The sequence below is a fragment of the Streptomyces spiramyceticus genome, from assembly GCF_028807635.1.
In the GTDB taxonomy this organism is placed as follows: Bacteria; Actinomycetota; Actinomycetes; order Streptomycetales; family Streptomycetaceae; genus Streptomyces; species Streptomyces spiramyceticus.
Genome location: NZ_JARBAX010000001.1, coordinates 1,273,382 through 1,295,486 on the forward strand (window position 1 = coordinate 1,273,382; position 22,105 = coordinate 1,295,486).

16 protein-coding genes and 1 pseudogene are annotated in these 22,105 nt (G+C 70.8%); 6 read left to right on the top strand and 11 right to left on the bottom strand.

Annotated elements, in window-relative coordinates:
• Positions 1-5: 5 nt before the first annotated feature.
• From ftsW to rsmH, 8 genes are read right to left on the bottom strand one after another with little or no spacing between them, the layout of a single operon-like run.
• Positions 6-1,400: a putative lipid II flippase FtsW gene (gene ftsW, locus PXH83_RS05710; protein WP_274557401.1), complete on the bottom strand. Its 1,395-nt coding sequence runs from the start codon at positions 1,398-1,400 to the stop codon at positions 6-8.
• A gap of 60 nt (positions 1,401-1,460) precedes the next feature.
• Positions 1,461-2,882: a UDP-N-acetylmuramoyl-L-alanine--D-glutamate ligase gene (gene murD / locus PXH83_RS05715; RefSeq protein ID WP_420803211.1), complete on the bottom strand. Its 1,422-nt coding sequence runs from the start codon at positions 2,880-2,882 to the stop codon at positions 1,461-1,463.
• Between the two features lie 5 nt (positions 2,883-2,887).
• Positions 2,888-3,958, bottom strand: a complete 1,071-nt coding sequence (gene mraY / locus PXH83_RS05720) for a phospho-N-acetylmuramoyl-pentapeptide-transferase (protein ID WP_214914940.1) — start codon at positions 3,956-3,958, stop codon at positions 2,888-2,890.
• Positions 3,955-5,385, bottom strand: coding sequence for a UDP-N-acetylmuramoyl-tripeptide--D-alanyl-D-alanine ligase (locus tag PXH83_RS05725; protein WP_274557408.1), 1,431 nt, complete (start codon positions 5,383-5,385; stop codon positions 3,955-3,957). The genes mraY and PXH83_RS05725 overlap by 4 nt, the downstream gene beginning before the upstream one ends.
• Complete coding sequence (locus PXH83_RS05730) at positions 5,382-7,073, bottom strand: UDP-N-acetylmuramoyl-L-alanyl-D-glutamate--2,6-diaminopimelate ligase (RefSeq protein ID WP_274557410.1); 1,692 nt, start codon at positions 7,071-7,073, stop codon at positions 5,382-5,384. The genes PXH83_RS05725 and PXH83_RS05730 overlap by 4 nt, the downstream gene beginning before the upstream one ends.
• Positions 7,074-7,086: 13 nt before the next feature.
• Positions 7,087-9,060 carry a peptidoglycan D,D-transpeptidase FtsI family protein gene (locus PXH83_RS05735; protein ID WP_274557413.1) on the bottom strand — a complete coding sequence of 658 codons (1,974 nt, stop codon included), beginning with the start codon at positions 9,058-9,060 and terminating at the stop codon, positions 7,087-7,089.
• Positions 9,061-9,064: 4 nt separating this feature from the next.
• Positions 9,065-9,667: a cell division protein FtsL gene (gene ftsL, locus PXH83_RS05740; RefSeq protein WP_274557415.1), complete on the bottom strand. Its 603-nt coding sequence runs from the start codon at positions 9,665-9,667 to the stop codon at positions 9,065-9,067.
• The gene (gene rsmH / locus PXH83_RS05745) at positions 9,664-10,620 is read right to left on the bottom strand and encodes a 16S rRNA (cytosine(1402)-N(4))-methyltransferase RsmH (RefSeq protein WP_274557418.1); all 957 of its coding nucleotides are present in this window, start codon (positions 10,618-10,620) and stop codon (positions 9,664-9,666) included. Before rsmH ends, ftsL begins: the two co-directional genes overlap by 4 nt.
• Before the next feature lie 400 nt (positions 10,621-11,020).
• Between rsmH and PXH83_RS05750 the strand changes: the two genes are divergently transcribed.
• The 4 genes and pseudogenes from PXH83_RS05750 to PXH83_RS05765 all read left to right on the top strand — a co-directional run bounded on the left by PXH83_RS05750 (position 11,021) and on the right by PXH83_RS05765 (position 16,714).
• On the top strand, positions 11,021-11,584 hold the full coding sequence (locus PXH83_RS05750) for a beta-class carbonic anhydrase (protein ID WP_274557420.1): 564 nt from the start codon (positions 11,021-11,023) through the stop codon (positions 11,582-11,584).
• Between the two features lie 202 nt (positions 11,585-11,786).
• Positions 11,787-12,869 carry an AAA family ATPase gene (locus tag PXH83_RS05755; RefSeq protein ID WP_274557422.1) on the top strand — a complete coding sequence of 361 codons (1,083 nt, stop codon included), beginning with the start codon at positions 11,787-11,789 and terminating at the stop codon, positions 12,867-12,869.
• Positions 12,869-14,287 (top strand): DUF58 domain-containing protein, encoded by a 1,419-nt coding sequence (locus PXH83_RS05760; RefSeq protein WP_274557424.1) that lies wholly within the window; start codon positions 12,869-12,871, stop codon positions 14,285-14,287. The genes PXH83_RS05755 and PXH83_RS05760 overlap by 1 nt, the downstream gene beginning before the upstream one ends.
• Positions 14,284-16,714: pseudogene (locus PXH83_RS05765) on the top strand (transglutaminase TgpA family protein). Before PXH83_RS05760 ends, PXH83_RS05765 begins: the two are co-directional and overlap by 4 nt.
• A gap of 128 nt (positions 16,715-16,842) precedes the next feature.
• On the opposite strand, the gene PXH83_RS05770 reads toward PXH83_RS05765, so the two are convergent.
• The 3 genes from PXH83_RS05770 to PXH83_RS05780 form a co-directional block, all read right to left on the bottom strand.
• Positions 16,843-17,244 carry a DUF3040 domain-containing protein gene (locus tag PXH83_RS05770; protein ID WP_274557427.1) on the bottom strand — a complete coding sequence of 134 codons (402 nt, stop codon included), beginning with the start codon at positions 17,242-17,244 and terminating at the stop codon, positions 16,843-16,845.
• A gap of 299 nt (positions 17,245-17,543) precedes the next feature.
• On the bottom strand, positions 17,544-18,299 hold the full coding sequence (locus PXH83_RS05775) for a class I SAM-dependent methyltransferase (RefSeq protein ID WP_274557429.1): 756 nt from the start codon (positions 18,297-18,299) through the stop codon (positions 17,544-17,546).
• Positions 18,300-18,414: 115 nt separating this feature from the next.
• The gene (locus PXH83_RS05780) at positions 18,415-18,951 is read right to left on the bottom strand and encodes an SAV_6107 family HEPN domain-containing protein (protein WP_274557432.1); all 537 of its coding nucleotides are present in this window, start codon (positions 18,949-18,951) and stop codon (positions 18,415-18,417) included.
• A gap of 156 nt (positions 18,952-19,107) precedes the next feature.
• On the opposite strand from PXH83_RS05780, the gene PXH83_RS05785 reads away from it, so the two are divergent.
• Positions 19,108-19,965 (top strand): ATP-binding cassette domain-containing protein, encoded by an 858-nt coding sequence (locus PXH83_RS05785; protein ID WP_274557435.1) that lies wholly within the window; start codon positions 19,108-19,110, stop codon positions 19,963-19,965.
• Positions 19,937-22,105, top strand: coding sequence for a YhgE/Pip domain-containing protein (locus tag PXH83_RS05790; RefSeq protein WP_274557437.1), 2,169 nt, complete (start codon positions 19,937-19,939; stop codon positions 22,103-22,105). Before PXH83_RS05785 ends, PXH83_RS05790 begins: the two co-directional genes overlap by 29 nt.

Here is a 22,105-nt window from a genome sequence, read left to right on the forward strand (position 1 = left end):
GAAATTCACCGCTCTCCGGACGGACGCTTCTTGACGCGCCGTCCCATCGTCTTCCATCTCACCCCGGCCCCTTTGCCAAGGACCGTTCTTCGCATGGCCAGGGCGGCCTTCGCAGCGGGTTCCTCTCGCGCGAAGGCGATCAGCAACCCTACGGCGAACATGGTCGGCAGCAGGGCTGAGCCCCCGTAGGAGAACAGCGGGAGCGGGACACCGGCGATCGGCAGCAGGCCGAGCACCGCACCGATGTTGACCACGGCCTGAGCCGTGATCCAGGTGGTCACACCTCCCGCGGCGTACCTCACGAAGGGGTCCTCCGTGCGTCCGGCCACGCGGATACCCGCATAGCCTAGAGCCGCGAACAGGGCGAGTACCGACAGCGTCCCCGCCAGACCCAGTTCCTCACCGGTGATGGCGAAGATGAAGTCGGTGTGGGGTTCGGGGAGTTGGCCCCATTTTTCCACACTTGCACCGAGCCCGGAACCGAACCATCCGCCCGACGCCAGAGCATAGATCCCGTGCACTGCCTGCCAGCACTCGCCCTGGGGGCCGAGGTCGGTCGCGCCGATGCACTGGAGCCGCGACATCCGGTTCGCGTTGTTGCTGATGAGGATGAAGCCGACGAGGGTGGCGAAGCCGAGCACTCCGCCGAAGAGCCTGGTGGGAGCCCCGGCGAGCCAGAGCAGTCCGAAGAGGATCGCGGTGAGGATGATCGCCGTACCCATGTCTCCGCCGAGCATGATCAGGCCGAGGAGCAGGAAGGCGACGGGGACGAACGGCACCAGGATGTGTTTCCACTGGGTCAGCAGCCGCTTGTCGTGCTTGCGGGCCAGCAGGTCGGCGCCCCACAGGATCAGCGCGAGCTTGGCGAACTCGCTGGGCTGGAGCATGAAGGGGCCGCCCAGCGAGATCCAGTTCTGGTTGCCGCCGATCGAGACCCCTATCCCGGGGACCTGGACCAGGACCATCAGGAAGATGGTGCCTGCAAGCAGCGGGTAGGAGAGCGCGCGGTGCAGCTTGGCGGGCATCCGGGAGGCGGCCAGCAGCAGAACCGTTCCGATGACGGCGGCGAGGAACTGCTTGCCGAAGAAGTACGAGGCGGGCAGTGACAGCTCCAGCGCCTTGATCATCGAGGCGGAGTAGACCATCACGAGGCCGAGCACGGTGATCAGGAGGGCGCTGCCCAGGATGAGGTAGTACGCCGTGAGCGGCCGGTCCCAGGCCCGGCGGGCCTGCTCGTACAGCCGCCGCAGATTGCTTCCGCCTTTGCTGCCGGTACCGCGCGGCGGCCTCGGCACGGTCGTACCGCGCCGGCGCACCGCGGCGGGGCGACGTGCCGTCCCGGTCGCCGCGCGGCCGCGCAGCACGAGACGGCCGCTCAGGGCACTGTCGTCGGCCAACATCTCGGTGTCCCCTCCACTCATGTGCGGCGCCGACCGGTCCACGGCGCGGGGACCGGTCCGCTAGTCGCGCTCCGAAGCCAACTCGCGTACGGCGTCGGCGAATGCCTCGCCACGCTTGATGTAGTTGGTGAACATGTCCATGGAGGCGCAGGCCGGGGCCATCAGCACCGTGTCCCCGGGCCGCGCGAGCCGCGCCGCTTCCCGGACCGCCGCCGACATCGCCCCAGTGTCGGTCCGGTCGAGGTCGACGACCGGTACCTCGGGCGCGTGTCGCGCGAGGGCTTCGCGGATGAGCGCACGGTCGGCGCCGATGAGGACGGCGCCGCGCAGGCGCTGTGCCGACTTCTCGACGAGTTCGTCGAAGGTGGCGCCCTTGGCGAGGCCGCCCGCGATCCACACGATCGGGTCGTACGCCGCCAGCGAGGCCTCGGCGGCGTGGGTGTTGGTGGCCTTGGAGTCGTCGACGTAGGCGACACCGGCGACGTCCGCGACGTGCTCGATGCGGTGGGCATCGGGGCGGAACGCCCGCAGTCCGTCGCGTACGGCGGCGGGCTCGACTCCGAAGGCGCGGGCGAGGGCCGCGGCCGCGAGGGCGTTCGCGATGTTGTGCGGGGCCGGCGGATTGACGTCCGAGACCTCGGCGAGCTCCTGGGCGTTCTTCCGGCGGTCCGCCACGAAGGCCCGGTCGACCAGGATGCCGTCGACGACGCCGAACTGGGAGGGGCCGGGGGCGCCGAGGGTGAAGCCGATGGCGCGGCAGCCCTCCTCGACGTCGGCCGCGCGGACCAGGTCCTCGGTGGCCGGGTCGGCCACGTTGTAGACGCAGGCGACCTGGTTGCCCTCGTAGATACGGCCCTTGTCGGCGGCGTACGCCTCCATGGAGCCGTGCCAGTCGAGGTGGTCGGGGGCGAGGTTCAGCACGACCGCGGAGTGGGCGCGCAGCGAGGGCGCCCAATGCAGCTGGTAGCTGGAGAGCTCGACGGCGAGGACGTCGTACTTCTCGTCACCGAGGACGGCGTCGAGGAGGGATACGCCGATGTTGCCGACGGCGGCGGTCTTCAGGCCGGCCGCCTCCAGGATCGAGGCCAGCATCCGTACGGTCGTGGTCTTGCCGTTGGTGCCGGTAACCGCGAGCCAGGGAGCGGGAGCCCTTCCCGACGGGGTCGCGCGCAGGCGCCACGCCAGTTCCACGTCGCCCCAGATCTCCACGCCCGCCTCGGCGGCGGCCAGGAAGAGCGGCTTGTCGGGCTTCCAGCCGGGTGCGGTGACGATGAGCTCGGTGCCCTCGGGGAGGGTCGCGCCGTCGCCGAGGCGCACGGTGACGCCCAGGGCTTCGAGCTCCGCGGCCTGGGTGCGGGCGCGCTCGTCGTCGCCGTCGTTGACGACGGTGACGTGAGCGCCGAGGCCCCGCAGCACACGTGCTGCGGGGATCCCGGAGACACCGAGACCCGCCACGGTTACCCGCTTGCCGGTCCAGGTCACTTCTGTCACTTGTCGGCCGCCCAGCCCGCGTAGAAGAGGCCGAGACCGATGATCACGCACATGCCCTGGATGATCCAGAAGCGGACCACCACAAGGACTTCGGACCAGCCCTTGAGTTCGAAGTGATGCTGCAGCGGCGCCATCTTGAAGACGCGCTTGCCGGTCATCTTGAAGGAGCCGACCTGGATCACGACGGACATGGTGATCAGGACGAACAGCCCGCCGAGGAGCGCCATCAGGAACTCGGTGCGGGAGCAGATCGCCAGACCGGCGAGCGCGCCGCCCAGGGCGAGCGAGCCGGTGTCACCCATGAAGATCTTGGCGGGCGAGGTGTTCCACCACAGGAAGCCGAAGCACGCGCCCATCAGGGCGGCGGCGACGACCGCGAGGTCGAGTGGATCTCGTACTTCGAAACAAGCCTCGGGGTTCGTCAGGCTCGGCGCGTCGGCGCAGGACTCCTGGAACTGCCAGAGACCGATGAAGGTGTACGCGCCGAAGACCATCACGGAGGCGCCGGTGGCAAGTCCGTCGAGGCCGTCGGTGAGGTTCACACCGTTCGACATCGCCAGGATCATGAACAGCGCCCAGACCACGAAGAGCACGGGGCCGATCGACCAGCCGAAGTCCTGGACGAAGGAAAGCTTGGTGGAGGCCGGGGCGTTGCCGCGGATGTCCTTGAACTGCAGGGCCAGGACGGCGAACGCGATGCCGACAATGAGCTGGCCGGCCATCTTCGCCTTGGCCCGCAGGCCCAGCGAACGCTGCTTGACGATCTTGATGTAGTCGTCGAGGAAGCCGACCAGACCCATGCCCGCCATGAGGAAGAGCACCAGCAGGCCGGAGACACTCGGCTTCTCGCCGGTGATGACCTTCGCCAGGGCGTACGCGATGAGCGTGGCCAGGATGAAGGCGATGCCGCCCATGGTGGGGGTGCCGCGCTTGCCGTGGTGGCCGCGCGGACCGTCGTCCCGGATGAACTGCCCGTATCCCTTGCGGGCCAGCAGTTTGATGAGCAGCGGGGTACCGATCAGGGTCAGAAAGAGCCCGATGGCTCCCGCGAAGAGGATCTGCCTCATCGGCCGGTGACCTCACCCTCGGTGCGGGGATCGAGCAGTGCCTGGGCGACCCGCTCGAGACCGACCGACCTGGAAGCCTTCACCAGCACGACGTCTCCCGGACGCAGTTCACTGCGCAACAGGTCGACCGCCGCCTGCGCGTCGGACACGTGCACCGACTCCTCACCCCACGAACCCTCGTTGTAAGCGCCCAGCTGCAGCCAGGACGCTTCCCTGCCCCCGACTGCCACGAGCTTGCTGACGTTGAGCCGGACGGCGAGCCGTCCGACCGCGTCGTGCTCGGCGAGCGAATCGTCACCCAGCTCGGCCATCTGGCCGAGCACCGCCCACGTACGGCCTCCCTTTGTCTGGGAGGCCCGACCCATTGCCGCGAGCGCGCGCAGGGCGGCTCGCATGGATTCGGGATTCGCGTTGTAGGCGTCGTTGACGACCGTCACGCCGTCAGGACGCTCGGTGACCTCCATGCGCCAGCGGGAGAGGGTGCCCGCCTCGGAGAGCGCGGTGGCGATCTCGTCGACAGACATGCCCAGCTCATGGGCGACGGCGGCCGCGGCGAGCGCGTTCGACACGTGGTGCTCACCGTACAGCCGCATGGTCACGTCACTGCACCCGGTGGGGGTGTGAAGGCTGAAGGTTGGCTGCCCATTCTCTGTGAGACGGACATTCTCGGCGCGTACGTCGGCATCCTCGGCCTCACCGAAGAGCAGGACGCGGGCTTTCGTGCGGGTCGCCATGGCGCGTACGAGCTGGTCGTCGGCGTTGAGCACGGCCACACCGCCCTCGTGGGACGGCGGGAGGGCCTCGACCATCTCGCCCTTGGCCTCGGCGATCTGCTCGCGGCCGCCGAATTCGCCGATGTGGGCCGTGCCGACGTTCAGTACAAGGCCGATGCGGGGCGGGACCAGGCCGGTGAGGTAGCGGATGTCGCCGATGTAGCGGGCGCCCATTTCGAGGACGAGGTGCTGGGTGTCCTCGGCGGCCCGCAGGGCGGTGAGCGGCAGGCCGATCTCGTTGTTCAGATTGCCGGCGGGCCAGACCGTGGGGCCCTTGCGTTCGAGGAGCTGGGCGATCAGGTCCTTGGTGCTGGTCTTGCCTGCCGATCCGGTGAGGGCGACGGCGGTGGTGCCGAGGCGCTCGACGACGGCGCGTGCGAGGGCTCCGAGCGCCCCCACGACGTCGTCCACCACGATGGCCGGTACGCCGACGGGGCGGGCGGCCAGCACGGCTGTCGCGCCCGCGTCGACCGCGCGCCGCGCGTAGTCGTGGCCGTCGACGCGTTCGCCGGCGAAGGCGGCGAAGAGGCTGCCCGGCTGCACCTCGCGGGAGTCGATGACGACGGGGCCTGTCACCTGGAGGGTCAGGTCCGGTATGTCGTACGACTGCCCGCCGACGATTTCGACGATCTCGGCGAGGGAGAGGGCGATCACTGGGTCATCCCACTGTTCTGGAACATCGCAACGCTCCGAATCGCGGCGCGAAGGACCTCACGGTCGTCGAAGGGGCGTACCACTCCCGCGATGTCCTGGCCCTGCTCGTGGCCCTTGCCCGCGACGAGCACGGTGTCACCGGGTTTGGCGCGGGCCACGGCCGCCGCGATGGCGGCGGCCCTGTCGGCGTCGACCAGGACGTCGCCGCGCTCGTGCACGGGCACCTCCGCGGCGCCCGCGAGCATCGCGGCGAGGATCGCGAGGGGGTCCTCGGAACGGGGGTTGTCGGAGGTCAGTACGGCGGTGTCGGCGAGGCGGGCGACGGCGGCGCCCATCGAGGGCCGCTTCTGCTTGTCGCGGTCGCCGCCGCAGCCGAGCACGACGTGAAGTTCTCCCTCGGTGACCTTGCGCAGCGCGCGCAGGACCGATTCGACGGCGTCCGTCTTGTGCGCGTAGTCGACGACCGCGAGGTACGGCTGCCCGGCGTCCACGCGCTCCAGGCGGCCCGGTACGCCGGGGACGGCGGCGATGCCGTCGGCGGCGGTCTGCGGATCGATGCCCGCCACGGCGAGCGTGACGATCGCGGCGAGCGTGTTGGCGACGTTGAAGGGCCCTGCCAGCGGTGCGGTGGCGGCGATGCGCTCGTCCTTGGGGCCGATCGCCGTGAACGTACTGCTGAACGGGCCGACTTCGACGCCCTCGGCCCGCCAGTCGGCGTCGGGGTGGCCCTCGGCGGAGAAGGATGTGACCGGGACACCCGACTCGGTGACGAGCCTGCGGCCGTAGTCGTCGTCGAAGTTCACGACGCCGACCTTGCTCCGCTCCGGGGTGAAGAGACGTGCCTTCGCCCGGAAGTAGTCCTCCATGTCGGAGTGGAATTCCATGTGCTCGGGGCTCAGGTTGTTGAAGACCGCCACGTCGAAGACGCAGCCGTCGACCCGGCCGAGCACCAAGGCGTGACTGGAGACCTCCATGGCGACCGCCTCGACGCCGCGCTCGCGCATGACGGCGAACAGCGCCTGGAGGTCGGTGGCCTCGGGGGTCGTGCGCTCGGACTTGATGCGGTCGTCGCCGATGCGCATCTCGACGGTGCCGATGAGACCGGTGAGCCTCCCGGCTGCCCGCAGCCCGCCCTCGACGAGGTACGCCGTGGTGGTCTTGCCGGACGTACCGGTGATGCCGAGCTGGAGCAGGTCCCCACCCGGGCGGTCGTAGATCTCGACGGCGAGCTCGCCCATCCGGCCGCGCGGATCGTCGACGACCAGGGCCGGCAGGCCCGTCTCCGCGGCGCGCTCGGCGCCCGCGGGGTCGGTGAGGATCGCGGCCGCGCCGAGACCCGCCGCCTGGGCGGCGAAGTCGGCGCCGTGGAAGCGTGCGCCGGGCAGGGCGGCGTACAGATCGCCCGGCCTCACGGCACGGGAGTCATGGGTGATGCCCGTGACTTCCGCCGTACCCGGACTCTCGATACCCAGCCGTTCGGCCAGCTCCCCGAGGGGTGTCGGGCGGACCTGGACCGGCCGGGGCGCTCCGGGGTAGGTCACCGGGGCGTCCTTCTGGGTGGTTTGTGACTGATCAGCGTGTGGCACGGCGGTGAGCGTACCGGGCGCACCCGGCCCGCCGCGAAACGAGGGGGGCCTGGGCGCATCCGGGTCTTCGTGGTTCCCGGCATTCGGGGTGATGGTTGTCACTGGTGGTCCTGAATCACTGGCCGGGACTGAAGGACACCGGCAGCCGGGCGGGCTTGCTGCCGGTCGGTGCGACCTGGAGGGTCTTGAGAGCGAACTCCATGACCTGCTTGTAGATGGGGCCGCAGATCTGGCCGCCGAAGTAGCTGCCCCTGGTCGGGTTCTGGATGGCGCAGTAGACGGTGATCCGTGGGTTGTCGGCGGGTGCGAATCCGGCGAAGGACGCGGTGTAGCCCTTGTAGCGTCCGGTGGCCGGATCCACGCGGTTGGACGTGCCCGTCTTACCGCCGACGCGATAGCCGGGGATACGGGCCTTGGTGCCCGTACCCTCCACGTCGTCCACAACCGACTCCAGCATGGTGGCCAAGGTCTTGGCTGTCGCCTCGCTGACCACGCGGGTCTTCTTGGGGGCGGGGGCCGGGGTGAAGCGGCCGTCCGGGCCCTTCGTGCCGCGGACGAGCGTTGGCTGGATACGTACGCCGCCGTTGGCGATCGTCGAGTAGACGGAGGCCGCCTGCATGGCGTTGAGCGACAGGCCCTGGCCGAACGGGATCGTGTACTGCTGCGAGGTGCTCCAGTCCTTGGGCGGGGCGAGGATGCCCGCCGTCTCACCGGGATAGCCGAGGCCGCTGGGGCTGCCGAGGCCGAACTTGCGCAGGTACGAGTAGAGGACCTGGTTGGCCTGCGGCCGGGTCTTGCCGAGCTGCTCGGTCGCCAGGATGGTGCCGATGTTGCTGGACTTGGCGAGTACGCCGTTGAGCGTCAGGTACCAGGTGGGGTGGTCGATGTCGTCCTTGAACAGCCGGTCGCCGCGGTGCAGCCGGTTCGGTACGACGACATGGGTGCCCGGCGTGGCGGCGTTCTCCTCCAGCACTGCGGCCATGGACATGACCTTGGCTGTGGAGCCCGGTTCGTACACGTCCTGGAGGGCGGCGTTGCCCATGGCTGCCGCGTTGGCCTGCGAGAGGTTGTTGGGGTCGAAGCCGGGGGCGTTGGCCATGGCCAGGACCTCGCCGGTGCGGTTGTCCTGGACTATCACGTAGCCGCGGTCGGCATCGGACTTCTGCACCTGCTCGGCGATGGCGCGCTGGGCGGCGAACTGGATGTCGCGGTCGATGGTCAGCTCGATGTCCGAGCCGGGTACGGCGGGGACCTCGCGGGCACCGACGGTGGGGACCCGGCGGCCGCCGGACTGGGCGTAGGTGATCTGCCCGTCCGTGCCCGCCAGCTCCTTGTTCAACTGCGTCTCCAGGCCGCCCGCGCCCTTGCCTTCGGCATTGACGTAACCCAGTATCCCGGCGGCGAGATCGCCATTGGGGTAGACGCGCTTGCTGCTGGGCTCCTGGAAGACGCCGAGCAGCACATTGGCGCCCGGGCCGCCCTTGGCCTTGTCGGCCCTGGCCTTCTCGGCGAAAACGCTCTTGAGGTCCTTGATCTGCTTCCAGATCTGCGGGGTCTGGCGGCGGGCCAGGACCGCGTACCTGCTCTTGGGCGTGCTGAGCTTCCTGGCCAGGTCTCCGGCGTCCTTGCGGAGGATCGGGGCGAGGAGCGCGGCGGCCTGCTCGGGCGCGTCGTGCGTCTTGCTGAACTTGGCGGTGAACATCGACGGGTCGGCCGTGATGTCGTGCGCGTCGACGCTGGTGGCGAGGGCGATGCCGCCGCGGTCGGTGATCTCCCCGCGCTCGGCGGCCAGTGTGGCGCTGGAGTACCGGTTCTTCTCCGCCTTGGCGGCGTACGCGCTCGCGTCCACGGCCTGCACCTGGAGCAGTCGTACGACGAAGGCCAGCATGACCAGCGTCAGACCGAGGCTGACCAGGCGCAGCCTGGGCTTGGGGCTGCCGAGGCGCAGGGCGGGAGTGGCCTTGGACGCGGAGCGTGCGGAGAGGCGCGGGCGTCCTACGGAAGGGTGCGCGGCGGGCTTGGGGCGCCCCCCGCCCTGCGGACGACCGGGGCCGGGCACACGGCGGCGCGGCGGTTCCTTGGGGGGCACTGCGTCACCTGCCGGGGGTAGGGGCGGGTCGGTACGCCGGCGCGGAAGCGGGCGGCGCCGGGGCCGGGATCGTCGGCGTGGAAGCGGGCGGCGCCGGGGGCGGGGCGGACGGCGCCCCGGTGGCGGGCGCCTGAGGCGGGGCCGACGGCGCCGTCCCAGGGGGCGGGACCGACGGCGCTCCGGGCGTGGGCTCCGGGGCGGGGAAGTTCAGCGGCGTCGCGACGGCGGCGGGCTCGGCGGACGCCGGGGAGGGGACGCCGCGGACCGTTCCGTCCGGGTCGAGGAACGCGGGGGAACCGCCCGGCACCATGCCGAGTTCGCGGGCCCGGCGCTCTAGCGCGCCGGGCGCGGACCGGTCGTCGACGTCCTGCTGGAGCGCCTGCTCCTGGTCGGTCAGTTCGGTGGTCCGCTTCTTGAGTTCGCTCAGTTTGAACGAGCCCTCGTTGAGCGAGGAGTTCAGCAGCAGGAGGGTGATCAGACCGCCGCCGAGCAGCAGCACGACCAGCAGGACGAAGGGGGTCTTGGCCGCCGTACTGGGGCCGCCCGACGGCAGCAGCCGCGCCAGCCGCGCGGCCCGCCCCTTCAACTGCTTGGCCGGCTTGGTCACAGCACGTCCTCCCGGATGCGCTCAGCGCCCCGGAGCCTGGCCGGGGCGGCACGCCGGTTCTCGGCCACCTCTTCCTCCGTCGGCAGTTCCGCACCGCGCGTCAGCAGCTTCAGCCTCGGCTGGTACTGCTCGGGTACGACCGGCAGGCCGGGCGGCGCCGTATTGGCGGCCCCTGCCGCGAAGACCTGCTTGACCAGTCGGTCTTCGAGCGAGTGGTACGACAGGACAGCGATCCGGCCGCCCACGGCGAGCGTCCCGACCGCCGCCGGGATCGCCTTCTCCAGCACGCTGAGCTCGCCATTGACCTCGATGCGCAGCGCCTGGAAGGTGCGCTTGGCGGGGTTGCCACCGGTGCGCTTGGCGGCCTGCGGCAGTGCGTTGCGGATCAGCTCGACGAGGCGGGCACTGTTGCTGAAGGGCTCCTTCTCGCGTTCGCGCACGATTGCCGAGACGATCCGCTTGGCCTGCTTCTCCTCGCCGTACTGGCGCAGGATCCGCACCAGCTCGCCCGGCGGGTAGGTGTTGAGGACCTCGGCGGCGCTGACGCCCGTCGTCTGGTCCATGCGCATGTCGAGGGGGGCGTCGTGGGCGTACGCGAATCCGCGCTCGCGCTCGTCGAGCTGCATCGACGAGACGCCGAGGTCGAACAGGATGCCCTGTACGCGCGGGACGGAGAGCCGATCCAGGACCTCGGGCAGCTCGTCGTAGACGGCGTGCACCAGGGTCGCCCGGTCGCCGAACGGGGCGAGCCGTTCGCCGGAGAGCCGCAGCGCTTCCTTGTCCCGGTCGAGTGCGATGAGCCGCGCCGAGGGGAAGGCGGTCAGCAGCGCCTCGCTGTGTCCGCCGAGGCCGAGGGTGCAGTCGACGACCACGGCTCCCGGCTGCTCGAGCGCCGGGGCCAACAGGTCCAGGCATCGCTGGAGCATCACCGGGACGTGTCGGGTCTGGCTCATGCGCCCTCTCAGGTGCCGGCGCGGCTTTGTACGTACGGCCTGGTCCCCCTCCGCTCACAAGGGGAAGCGGCCTGCCGGCGCCGGGGAAGTGGCGTCGGCCGACCGGCGAGCGGGAGGAGGCCGGGCCGTACGTACGCCGCGCACGCGGGGAAATTCACGATGGATGTGCGAGATGTGTCCGTAAAGCGATGACGGGTGCGTCACGCCACCCACTTCGCGTCACTTTAGTCCACGGGCCCTTCCGGTCAATCAACCGGCCAGCGCGTCGCCCAGCGTTGTTTTCACTCGTACGGAGGAGACCATCGGCCACGTGTGGGTTACCTCACAACAAGCCTTGTTGACGTTCTTTGTCCCTTCTCACAGCGGGCCCGCACCCCCCGTGACCATTAACGTCTGAAGCATGTCGACTTCCGCAGATCTTCCCACCGAGCCCACCGCAGCGCAGCCCGGCGCGGCGCGCACCGGCGGTACGGTCACCGACCGCCTCGTAGAGGCGAACCGGGCGTACGCCGCGAACTTCGACGACCCGGGGATGGACGCGCGGCCCGTGCTGCACGTCGCCGTGGTCGCCTGCATGGACGCGAGGCTCGACCTGCACGACGCCCTCGGGCTCTCACTGGGCGACTGCCACACCATCCGCAACGCGGGCGGCGTGGTCACCGACGACGTCATCCGGTCGCTGACCATCAGCCAGCGTGCGCTGGGCACCCGCAGCGTCATACTCATCCACCACACCAACTGCGGTCTCGAAAGCCTCACCGAGGACTTCCGGCACGAGCTGGAGGACGAGGTCGGGCAGCGTCCGCCCTGGGCCGTGGAGGCCTTCCGGGACGTCGACCAGGACGTACGGCAGTCGATGCAGCGGGTGCGGACCTCGCCCTTCCTGCCGCACACCGACGACGTGCGCGGCTTCGTGTTCGAGGTGGCCACCGGCCTGCTGCGGGAGATCGACCCTGTGAAGTGACGCGAACTGAGTGGACAAAAACACGGCAACCCCCGACATATCCCGCGCAGTTGTCCACAGGCGAGTGACACGAAGCGGTAACGGCAACAAGAATGCGTGTGTGACATCCCGTCCGAACATTCCAGGCGTGGTGTCCGTATTTCGGGGTGGGCCGGTCCGTCGTCGTGGCGTCGGCCTGTAGAACGGGGCCGAGGAGGGCCGGGTGACGACCTATGACGATCGAGCGAGCCTCACAGATCTGACCACCACAGCGGAGCGAGTCCGCAGGTCGGTGGAGGGTGTGATCGAGGGCAAGCCGGAGGTCGTACGGCTTTCGCTGACCGTGCTCCTCGCGGAGGGGCATCTGCTCATCGAGGATGTGCCGGGCGTGGGCAAGACGATGCTCGCCAAGGCACTGGCCAGATCCATCGACTGCTCCGTGCGGCGCATTCAGTTCACGCCCGACCTGCTGCCTTCGGACATCACGGGCGTCAGCATTTACGACCAGCAGCGGCGCGACTTCGAGTTCAAGCCGGGTGCGATCTTCGCCCAGATCGTGATCGGCGACGAGATCAACCGCGCGTCGCCGAAAACCCAGTCCGCGCTGCTGGAGTCGATGGAGGAGCGCCAGGTCACCATGGACGGGCAGACGTACGAGCTGCCCACCCCGTTCATGGTGGTCGCCACGCAGAACCCGGTGGAGATGGAGGGCACGTATCCGCTGCCCGAGGCGCAGCGCGACCGCTTCATGGCGCGCGTCTCCATCGGCTATCCGAGCGCGGAGGCCGAGCTCCAGATGCTCGACGTGCACGGCGGGGTGTCGCCGCTCGACGACCTCCAGCCCGTGGCGCACGCGCACGAGATCGTGAAGCTGATCGACGCCGTCCGTACGGTCCATGTGGCCGAAGCGGTCCGGCGGTACGCGGTGCAGCTGGTCTCGGCCACCCGCAGCCATCCCGATCTGCGGCTCGGCGCCTCGCCGCGCGCGACGCTGCATCTGCTGCGCGCCGCCAAGGCCTCGGCCGCGCTGAGCGGGCGTGATTACGCGCTGCCCGACGACGTACAGGCGCTCGCTGTGGCGGTGCTCGCGCACCGGCTGCTGCCGACCGCCCAGGCTCAGCTGAACCGGCGCACCTCTGAGCAGGTGGTCCTGGAGATCCTCCAGCGCACGCCCGTACCGACCGCCGCCGCACCCGCCGCCGCACCGATTGCTGCCGACGGCGGCCACGCGGCGGCCCGGGCCACACCACCTCCCGGCGCTCCGCTGTACGGCCGTCAGCAGCAGCCCGGCGTACGGCGACTGTGATGGCGGGCGGGGGGCCCGCCGCAGCGGACGACGGCAGGGACGACGGCGGGGACGGCGACGAGAAGGGCGGCCTGCGGGCGGCGCTGTCGGGCCTGACCACGCGCGGCCGCTCCTTCCTGGCGGCCGGCATCGCCGCCGCGGTGTGCGCGTACGTCCTGGGACAGGCCGATCTGCTGCGCGTCGGACTGCTGCTCGCGGTGCTGCCACTGGTGTGTGTGGCCGTGCTGTACCGCACGCGCTACCGGGTCGCGGCCAGCAGGCGGCTCTCGCCGTCGCGCGCGGCGACGGGCTCGGAGGCGCGCGTACATCTGCGGATGGACAACGTCTCGCGGCTGCCCACAGGGCTGCTGATGCTCCAGGACCGGGTGCCGTACGTGCTGGGGCCGCGGCCCAGGTTCGTCCTGGACCGGGTGGAGGCGGGCGGCCGGCGCGAGGTGTCCTACCGGGTCCGCTCCGACCTGCGCGGACGCTATCCGCTCGGGCCGCTGCAACTGCGGCTGACCGACCCCTTCGGGATGTGCGAGCTGACCCGGTCCTTCAGCGCGTACGACACACTGACCGTGATCCCGCGCGTCGAGGCGCTGCCCGCGGTGCGGTTCTCGGGCGAGGCGTCGGGGTACGGCGACGGGCGCAACCGCTCGCTCGCGCTGGCCGGCGAGGACGATGTGATCCCGCGCGGCTACCGGCACGGCGACGACCTGCGCCGCGTCCACTGGCGCTCCACCGCGCGCTACGGCGAGCTGATGGTGCGCCGTGAGGAGCAGCCGCAGCGGGCCAGGTGCACGGTGCTGCTCGACACCCGGCGGGTGGCCTACCAGGGGGCCGGGCCCGACTCGGCCTTCGAGTGGGCGGTGTCGGGAGCGGCTTCCGCGCTGGTGCACATGCTCGAACGGGGCTTCTCGGTACGGCTGTTGACGGACACCGGGAACTCGGTGCCCGGTGAGGGGGCCGGTGGTTTCGCCGGGGCCACGCAGGAGACGGCCGATTCCGCCGGTCTGATGATGGACACGCTGGCCGTCGTCGGCCACTCGGACGGCGCCGGGCTTTCCCGGTCGTACGACGTGCTGCGCGGCGGAAACGAGGGTCTCCTGGTCGCCTTCTTCGGTGACCTGGACGACGAGCAGGCTGCCGTGGCGGCGCGCATGCGCCAGCGCAGCGGCGCCGCCGTCGCCTTCGTCCTGGACAGCACCACGTGGGTGCGGGGGCACGAAGCCACGGATGCCGGGCGGCCCGCGGGCGAGGGCGCGGCGGAGGTCGAGGAGCGGGTCAGGCCGCTGCGAGAGGCGGGGTGGACGGTGCTCGCCGTGCCTCCGGGCACGCCGCTCGCCGATCTGTGGCGGACGGCGGAACGACAGCGCACCGGCGCGGGGGCGTCCCCTGCGGGCGGCGCGGCAGGCACATCTGGGGGTTGGTCATGAGTGGTCGCGGACGGCTGGCGCTGTGCGCCATGGCGGCCACGCTGATGGCGGCGGGCGCGCTGCTGCCGCTGGTCGACAAGGCCTCGTGGTTTCTGACGGCCGTGCTGCTGGTGGCGATCCAGGCGGGCGTGGGGGCGCTGGCCCGGCGGGTGCCGCTGGCCCGGTCCCTGACCGTCGCGGTCCAGGCCTTCGTGGCTCTGGTGATGCTCACCGTGGTGTTCGCCATGGACGCGGCGATCGGCGGCGTACTGCCGGGGCCCGAGGCGTTCCGGGAGTTCGGCCGGCTGTTCACTTCGGGTGCGGAGGAGGTCGGGCGGTACGCCATCCCGGCTCCGGCGACCGAGGGCATCAGGCTGATGCTGGTCGGCGGTGTACTGCTGATCGGGCTTGCGGTGGACGCGCTTGCCGTGACGTTCCGCAGTGCGGCTCCGGCGGGGCTGCCGCTGCTCGCGCTGTACTCGGTGGCCGCGGGGCTTTCGCAGGGCGGAGCGGGCTGGCTGTGGTTCCTGCTGGCGTCCTCCGGCTATCTGCTGCTTCTGCTGGCCGAGGGCCGGGACCGGATCTCCCAGTGGGGCCGCGTCTTCGGCGGCGCACCGCGCACCGGGGGCCGTACGGCAGCGGCCGGATTCGAGACGGCGGGCGGCTCCGCGCTGGCCCCGGTCCGTACGGGCCGGCGCATCGGCGTACTGGCCCTGGGCATCGCCCTGGTGGTTCCGGCGGCGCTGCCGGCGCTGGACGGAGGGCTGCTGGCGGGCACGGGCGCCGGTAAGGGGTCCGGTTCCGGGGGCGGGACGATTTCGGCGGTGAATCCGCTGGTCTCCCTGCAGAACAGCCTGAACCAGCCCGAGGACCGCGAGGTGCTGCGGTACCGCACGAACACGGACAGCACGCGGGATCTGTATCTGCGGATCGTCGCGCTGGACCAGTTCGACGGCTCCGCGTGGAAGTCGTCTGAGCGCCGGATCGAGGACGTGCCCGGCCGGTTGCCCCGTCCGCAGGGGCTCAGCCCCGACGTCCGTGCGACCGAGATCAACTCCAGTGTCTCGGCAGCCGGCTGGTACTCCCAGAGTTATCTCCCCATGCCGTACCCGGCGACGCAGGTGGACATCGACGGCCGCTGGCGTTACGAACCGGCCGGGCGGACGCTCGTGGGCGACCGGGGCCAGACCACGCGCGGTGTGCGCTACACGGTGAGCAGCCTGATAGTGCGGCCGACCGCGGAGCAGCTGGCTGCGGCCTCGACGCCGCCTGCCGCGATGCTGCGCGAGTACACCAAGGTGCCCGATTCGCTGCCCGAGGTGGTGAGTTCGACGGCGCTCGATGTGACGAGGGGTGCGTCGAACGACTACGAGCGGGCGGTCAAGCTCCAGGACTGGTTCGCGGCGAAAGGCGGTTTCACGTACGACACGCAGGTCCAGTCGGGCAGCGGCACTGCCGCGATCGCCCGCTTCCTCAGGGACAAGGAAGGCTTCTGCGTCCACTTCTCGTTCTCGATGGCCGCGATGGCAAGGACGTTGGGCATCCCGGCGCGCGTGGCGGTGGGTTTCACGCCCGGCACGGGGCAGTCGGACGGCACCATGTCGGTCGGCCTGCGCGATGCGCACGCGTGGCCGGAGCTGTACTTCGAGGGCGTGGGGTGGACCCGGTTCGAGCCCACGCCGACCCGTGGCTCGGTGCCGGACTACACCCGCGCGCAGACGCCGTCCGGTGAGGCGTCCAACCCGGCGCAGGCGGAGCCCAGCACGTCGTCGGTGCCTTCGGCCGCGCCCAGCGCCACGGACAGCTGCCCGGCGCAGAGCAGGAAGCTGGGGGACTGCGGCGGTCCGGCGCAGCAGGGTGGGGCCGGCCCCACCGACCCCGGTGTTTCTGCCGGGTTCGTGATCCTGGTGGCGCTGGGGGTGGCGCTCGCGGTGCTGGTTCCCCTGGTGCCGCTGCTGTTGCGGAGCCGGACGCGCTCGCGACGGCTCGGCTCCGGCGGACGCACGCCCGCGGATGCGGCCGCCCGTACGCTGGCCGGCTGGCGTGAGATCACGGACTCGGCCTGGGACTACGGCATCGAGCCCGACGAGTCGCAGACGCCGCGCAAGGCGGCAGCTCGGATCGTGCGTCTCGGCGGGCTCGAAGGAGCGTCCGCCGAGGCGGTGCACCGGGCGGCGGGGGCGGTGGAGCAGGTGCTCTACGCCCCTCGGCCCTCGGATGCGGGCGGTCTCGCCGAAGAGGCCCAGCGGGTACGGGCGGGTCTGCGGGCAGCCGCCGGGCGGAGGGCACGTCTGCGGGCAGTGCTCGCGCCCCGCTCGGCTGTCCGCGTGGTAGTGGGCCATGTCGGAGCGGTGGGCCGCGGTGTCGAACCGCTGGGGAGCGAGCCGCTGGAACCTGAACCGGTGGGCCGGTGCCCTGCGGCGTCGCCCGTCCCGTCAGGGCGGCTGACCAGGCACTCGGGCACGCATACGCCCGGATGCGAATACGAGTGAGGGGTGACCGCCTTGAGGCGGTCACCCCTCACTCGTAGCAAGTGCTGGATGCGATCGGATGCGATCAGTGTGCGCGGCCGGTGCTCAGCGCCCCTGGCCCTCGTCGCGGCGACGCTGCCACCGCTGCTCGATACGGTCCATGAACGACCTGCGCTGCCTGGGGCGGCTGCGAGCGGTCGTGCCAGGAGTGCCGGGTGCCGGTTGCTCACCGGGCTTCGGGGCCTTGCGCCAGCCGGTGACCGCGAGCACTGCGCAGCCGAGCATCACAAGGAAGCCGACCACGCTGATCCAGATCTGCTGTGCGACCATTCCGGCCATGAGGAGCGCGATACCCACCAGAAAGCCTGCGACCGCCTGGTAGACCCGTCGCCGGGTGTACGTACGCAGCCCGCTTCCCTCAAGCGCTGTCGCGAACTTGGGATCTTCGGCGTACAGCGCTCGCTCCATCTGCTCGAGCATTCGCTGCTCGTGCTCCGAGAGCGGCACGGAGTCCTCCTAGTCGTCGGTCGCGGGGGGCGACCGTATGCGGCCCTTTCAGAATAGGCAGGGAATCGCCCCCGTGAAACCCGCCCTCTACGCCAATTCACAATCCGGGCCGCCATGCCGTGTCAGCTGCCTGAGGCGTCCATTCCCCATTGGCCGATCCGGCATGCCGGACGGTGTGCTCCGATCATACGGGGCGAGACGGCCGATCGGGTGGCCTGTGGCGCACTCCATGTGCCACTGCGTTGCTGATCAGCCGCGTCCGGCGCCCCGTTCGGGCGGTGCCTCAGGCCCCGCCCGGGCTACTGCTTCTCGCCCAGTACGTGCAGCTGGGTCGCGACGGCGTGGAATGCGGGGAGCTCGGCGGCCGCCGCTTCCAGCTTGAGCAGGGCGTCCAGGGCGCCGGGCTCGGTGTCCACCAGCACTCCGGGGACGAGGTCGGCGAAGACCCGCACGCCGTGGACGGCGCCGACCTCCACACCGGCCGCGCCGACCAGTTCCGTGAGCTGGTCGGCGGTGAAGCGTCGTGGTACCGGGTCGCCCTCGCCCCAGCGGCCCGCAGGATCGGTGAGCGCGTGCCTGGCTTCGGTGAAGTGGCCGGCCAGGGCCCTGGCCAGGACTGCGCCGCCGAGCCCGGCGGCGAGCAGGCTGAGCGTGCCCGAGGGGCGGAGGGCTTCGACGGCGTTGCGTACGCCCTCGGCCGGGTCGTCGACGTATTCGAGGACGCCGTGGCACAGGACGACGTCGAAGCCGCCCCGCTCGACGACGTCGAAGAGGCCGTGGATGTCGCCCTGCACGCCCCGGACGCGGTCGTCGACCCCGGCTTCGGCGACTCGGCGCTCCAGCGCGAAGAGCGCGTTGGGGCTGGGGTCGACGACCGTGGCGCGGTGGCCGAGGCGGGCTACGGGCACCGCGAAGTTGCCCGTGCCGCCACCGGTGTCGAGGACGTCCAGGGTGTCTTTGCCGGTCGCCTTGACCTTGCGGTCGAGGGCGTCCTTGAGCACCTCCCAGACCACGGCGGTACGGAGGGAGGCGCGGGGGCGCATCGGGTCCGACACGGCAGTTGACTCCTCGGCGCGGTGCCGCCGCGTGCGGCGGGGCGGTGAATGTTCGAGCGACGCATCGTTCTTGTAAAGGCCCTACCACCCTATTGCCTTCGGGGAGCAGCTCCGATCACCCCGCGTCAGGGTGCTCCGTCGGGTCCGTACGGGGCTGGGGCAGTACCGGATCGAGCACGAGCAGCCGCTCGACGAGGCGCAGGAACATGGCCGCGTCGCGCAGCAGATCATCGGCGTCGCGGCTGGTCGCCGCTCCCTGTATGCCGGCCTCGGCGCGCGCCCGGCGACGCGCTCCGGAGGCGAACAGGGCACTCCACTCCGTCAGCTCCGGTGCGATCTCCGGCAGGACTTCCCAGGCGCTGCGGATCCGTTGGCGACGGCGCGCTGTCGTCTCGGGGCGTGCGCGGGCGGCGAGGACCGCGGCCGCTGTACGCAGGGCGGCGAGGTGGGCAGTGGCGTACCGCTCGTTCGACGTTTCGAGGGTGGCTGCCTCGTCCAGCCCCGTGCGTGCCTGGGCAAGCAGGCTGAGGGCGGCGGGTGGGGCGCCGGCCCTGCGCAGCACGGGGTGGACGTCGCCGGCGGGGCCGGTCAGTGAGGGTGCAGGGCCGGTGGCGCGGCGCCGCTGGGCGGCGGCTGCGGGTGTGCGAGCCATGACGAACCTCCTGTCGTCGCGTGACGGCTCTGTAGCCGTATGTGTCCATCGTGAGGGCCACCACTGACAATCGGCTCTGACCTGGGATTTTGCCTCGATCGCGAGTTCGGGATAACTTTTGTACTGACCGGTCAGTTCAAAAGTGGGGAGGGGCTCGTGGACAGCCCGCACGGGGCAGCTGTGACCGCCGAGAACTTCGGGCTCAAGGGCCCGCGCGGCTGGGCCTTCCGCGGCGTACGCGTCGACGCAGAGCCCGGCACACTCATCGCGATAGAGGGCCCGTCAGGATCCGGCCGCACCTGTCTGCTGCTCGCCCTCACCGGCCGCATGCGCGCCACCGAGGGCCACGCGGAAGTGGGGGGCCTGCGCCTGCCGAAGAAGCTGGCCGCCGTACGCCGTATCACCGGGCTCGGCCCGGTCACGGGCGTGAGCGAGCTCGACCCGGCCCTCACGGTCGCCGAGCACCTGCACGAGCGCGCGCTCCTCCAGCGCCGGTTCGACGGCTCGCTGCGCACGCTGTTCAAGCCGCGCGCCGAACGGGCCGCCGAGGCAAGGGCCAGGATCGACGCCGCGCTCGACGCCGTGGGCCTGGCCCTGGACTCGCTGCCCAAGGGGCCGCGTACGTCCGTACGGGATCTGGAGCGTCTGGAGGCGCTGCGCCTGTCGGTCGGGCTCGCGCTGATGAGCCGTCCCCGGCTGCTCGCCGTGGACGACACGGACCTCAAGCTCTCCGACACCGAACGGGCCCTGGCCTGGGAGCTGCTGCGCTCTGTCGCCGCGGCAGGGACGACCGTCGTCGCGGTGTGCAGCGAGGCGCCCGACGACGCGCTGCGGGTCACGGCCGCCGGAGACCCGGCTGACACGGCCGGCATCGCCGGCACCACCGACGCCGCTGCTGATGCCGCAGACGCCGCCGCCGACGACGTCGCTGACGCCGACAAGACCGACGAGACCGACACGACCGACGACGAAAAGGGGGCGGACGATGCGCTCGCCGAAGCTGGCCGCGCTTGAGCTGAAGCGGTTCGGCAGGGGGAAGCTGCCGCGTGCCGCGCTCGTCGCGCTGCTGCTGCTTCCGCTGCTGTACGGCGCGCTGTACCTGTGGTCCTTCTGGGACCCGTACGGCAAGCTCGACCGCATTCCCGTAGCCCTCGTGAACGACGACAAGGGCGCGACCGTCTCCGGCAAGAAGATCGCCGCAGGTGACGAGATCACCGGAAAGCTGCACGACAGCGACGTCTTCGAGTGGCACGAGGTGAGCGCCGACGAGGCCCGCAGGGGCGTGGAGGACGGCGCGTACTACCTGTCCCTGAGCATGCCGTCGGACTTCAGCGAGCGAATCGCGTCCAGCTCCGGCGACGTGCCCGAGACGAGCGCCCTGCAGGTGCGCACGAACGACGCCAACAACTACATCGTCGGGCAGATCTCCAAGACCGTCTTCTCCGAGGTGAGGACCGCCGCGTCGAAGAACGCCTCCCGTTCCTTCCTCGACCGGATCTTCATCTCCTTCTCCGACATCCATGACGCCACACAGACGGCGGCCAAGGGCGCCGACGACATCAAGGGCGGGATCGGCAAGGCGAAGAAGGGCTCCGGCGACCTCAAGAGCGGTCTCGGCAAGGCCAAGGACGGCTCCAAGAGCCTCGCGGACGGCCTGCAGAACGCCAAGAAGGGCAGCGGCGACCTCGCGGCCGGCCTCAAGCGGCTGAACAAGGGCTCCGGCGACCTCAGGACCGGCTCCCAGCAGGTGGCGGACGGCACGCAGAAGCTGGCTGACACGGTCAACGGAATCGCGGGCACAGTAAGGCCGTATCTCAAGGACAACGGCAAGACGATCGGCGATACGGCGAAGCTCGTCGCCGACAGCACCCGGATCGTCCGCGAGAATCTCGGCACGCTCGTGAAGACCGCGCCCGTCCTGGCCGAGGGCTCCCGCGAGGCCGCCGACGAGCTGCACACCGTCTACCAGGCGCGCTGTGTGGACCAGCCGCTCCCCGACCCCGCCTGCCCGCAGCTGAAGAAGGCCGACAAGGCTGCGGCGGACACGGCGCTCATCTCCGCCGACGTCAACAATCTCGTCAAGAACCAGCGCGGCGACCTGACGCAGCTGGACAAGGACCTGGCCCAGCTCCAGACGAAGGCGCGCGAGCTCTCGGTGCGCGCACCGCACCTCGACGAGGACCTGAGCAGCGCCGTCAGCAAGGTCAACGCGCTCAACACCGGCGCCAACAAGGTCGCCCGGGGCGCCGCGAAGCTCGACACAGGACTGACCGACGCCAAGACCGGCGCCGTGAACCTCGACCGGGGCATCGGCAGGCTCAACAACGGCGCCGCCGACCTGGACGGCGGAGTCGGCAGGCTCAAGAACGGCGCTGGGGAGCTGAACGGCGGCCTGATCAAGCTCGTCGACGGCTCCGGAGAGCTCGCCACCGGCCTGCACAAGGGCGTCACCAAGATCCCCGACTACGACAAGAACGACCGCGACCAGCGCACCGAGGTGATGGCCGACCCGGTCCAGCTCGCCTCCCAGTCGATGCACAAGGCGCCCAACTACGGCACCGGCTTCGCCCCGTACTTCATCCCGCTGTCCCTGTGGGTCGGCGCGATGGTCGGATACATGCTGATCCAGCCGCTCAACCGGCGCGCACTGTCGGCCGGAGCCTCCGCGTGGCGGATCGCCGTGGCGGGCTGGCTGCCGGTGGCCGCCATCGGCGTACTGCAGGTCGGCATCCTGATGTCCGTACTGCACTGGTCGCTCGGCCTCAAGATGGAGCACGCCGCAGGGACGATCGGGTTCCTGGCACTGGTGACCGGCTGCTTCGCGGCGATCGTGCAGTGGCTCAACGCCCGCTTCGGTGCTGCGGGCCGGATCCTGGTCCTGGCGGTGCTGATGCTCCAGCTCACATCGGCCGGCGGCACCTACCCCGTACAGACCAGTCCGGGCTTCTTCAACGCCATCCACCCCTTCCTGCCGATGACTTACGTCGTGGAAGGCCTGCGCAGGCTCATCACGGGCGGCGGCCTGGAGCCGGTCTGGACGGGCAGCCTGGTGCTTCTCGCCTTCACCGCAGGCGCCCTCGCGCTGACGGCCGTCTCCGCGCGGCGCAAGCAGGTGTGGACGCTCGACCGTCTGCACCCGGAGCTCAGCCTGTGA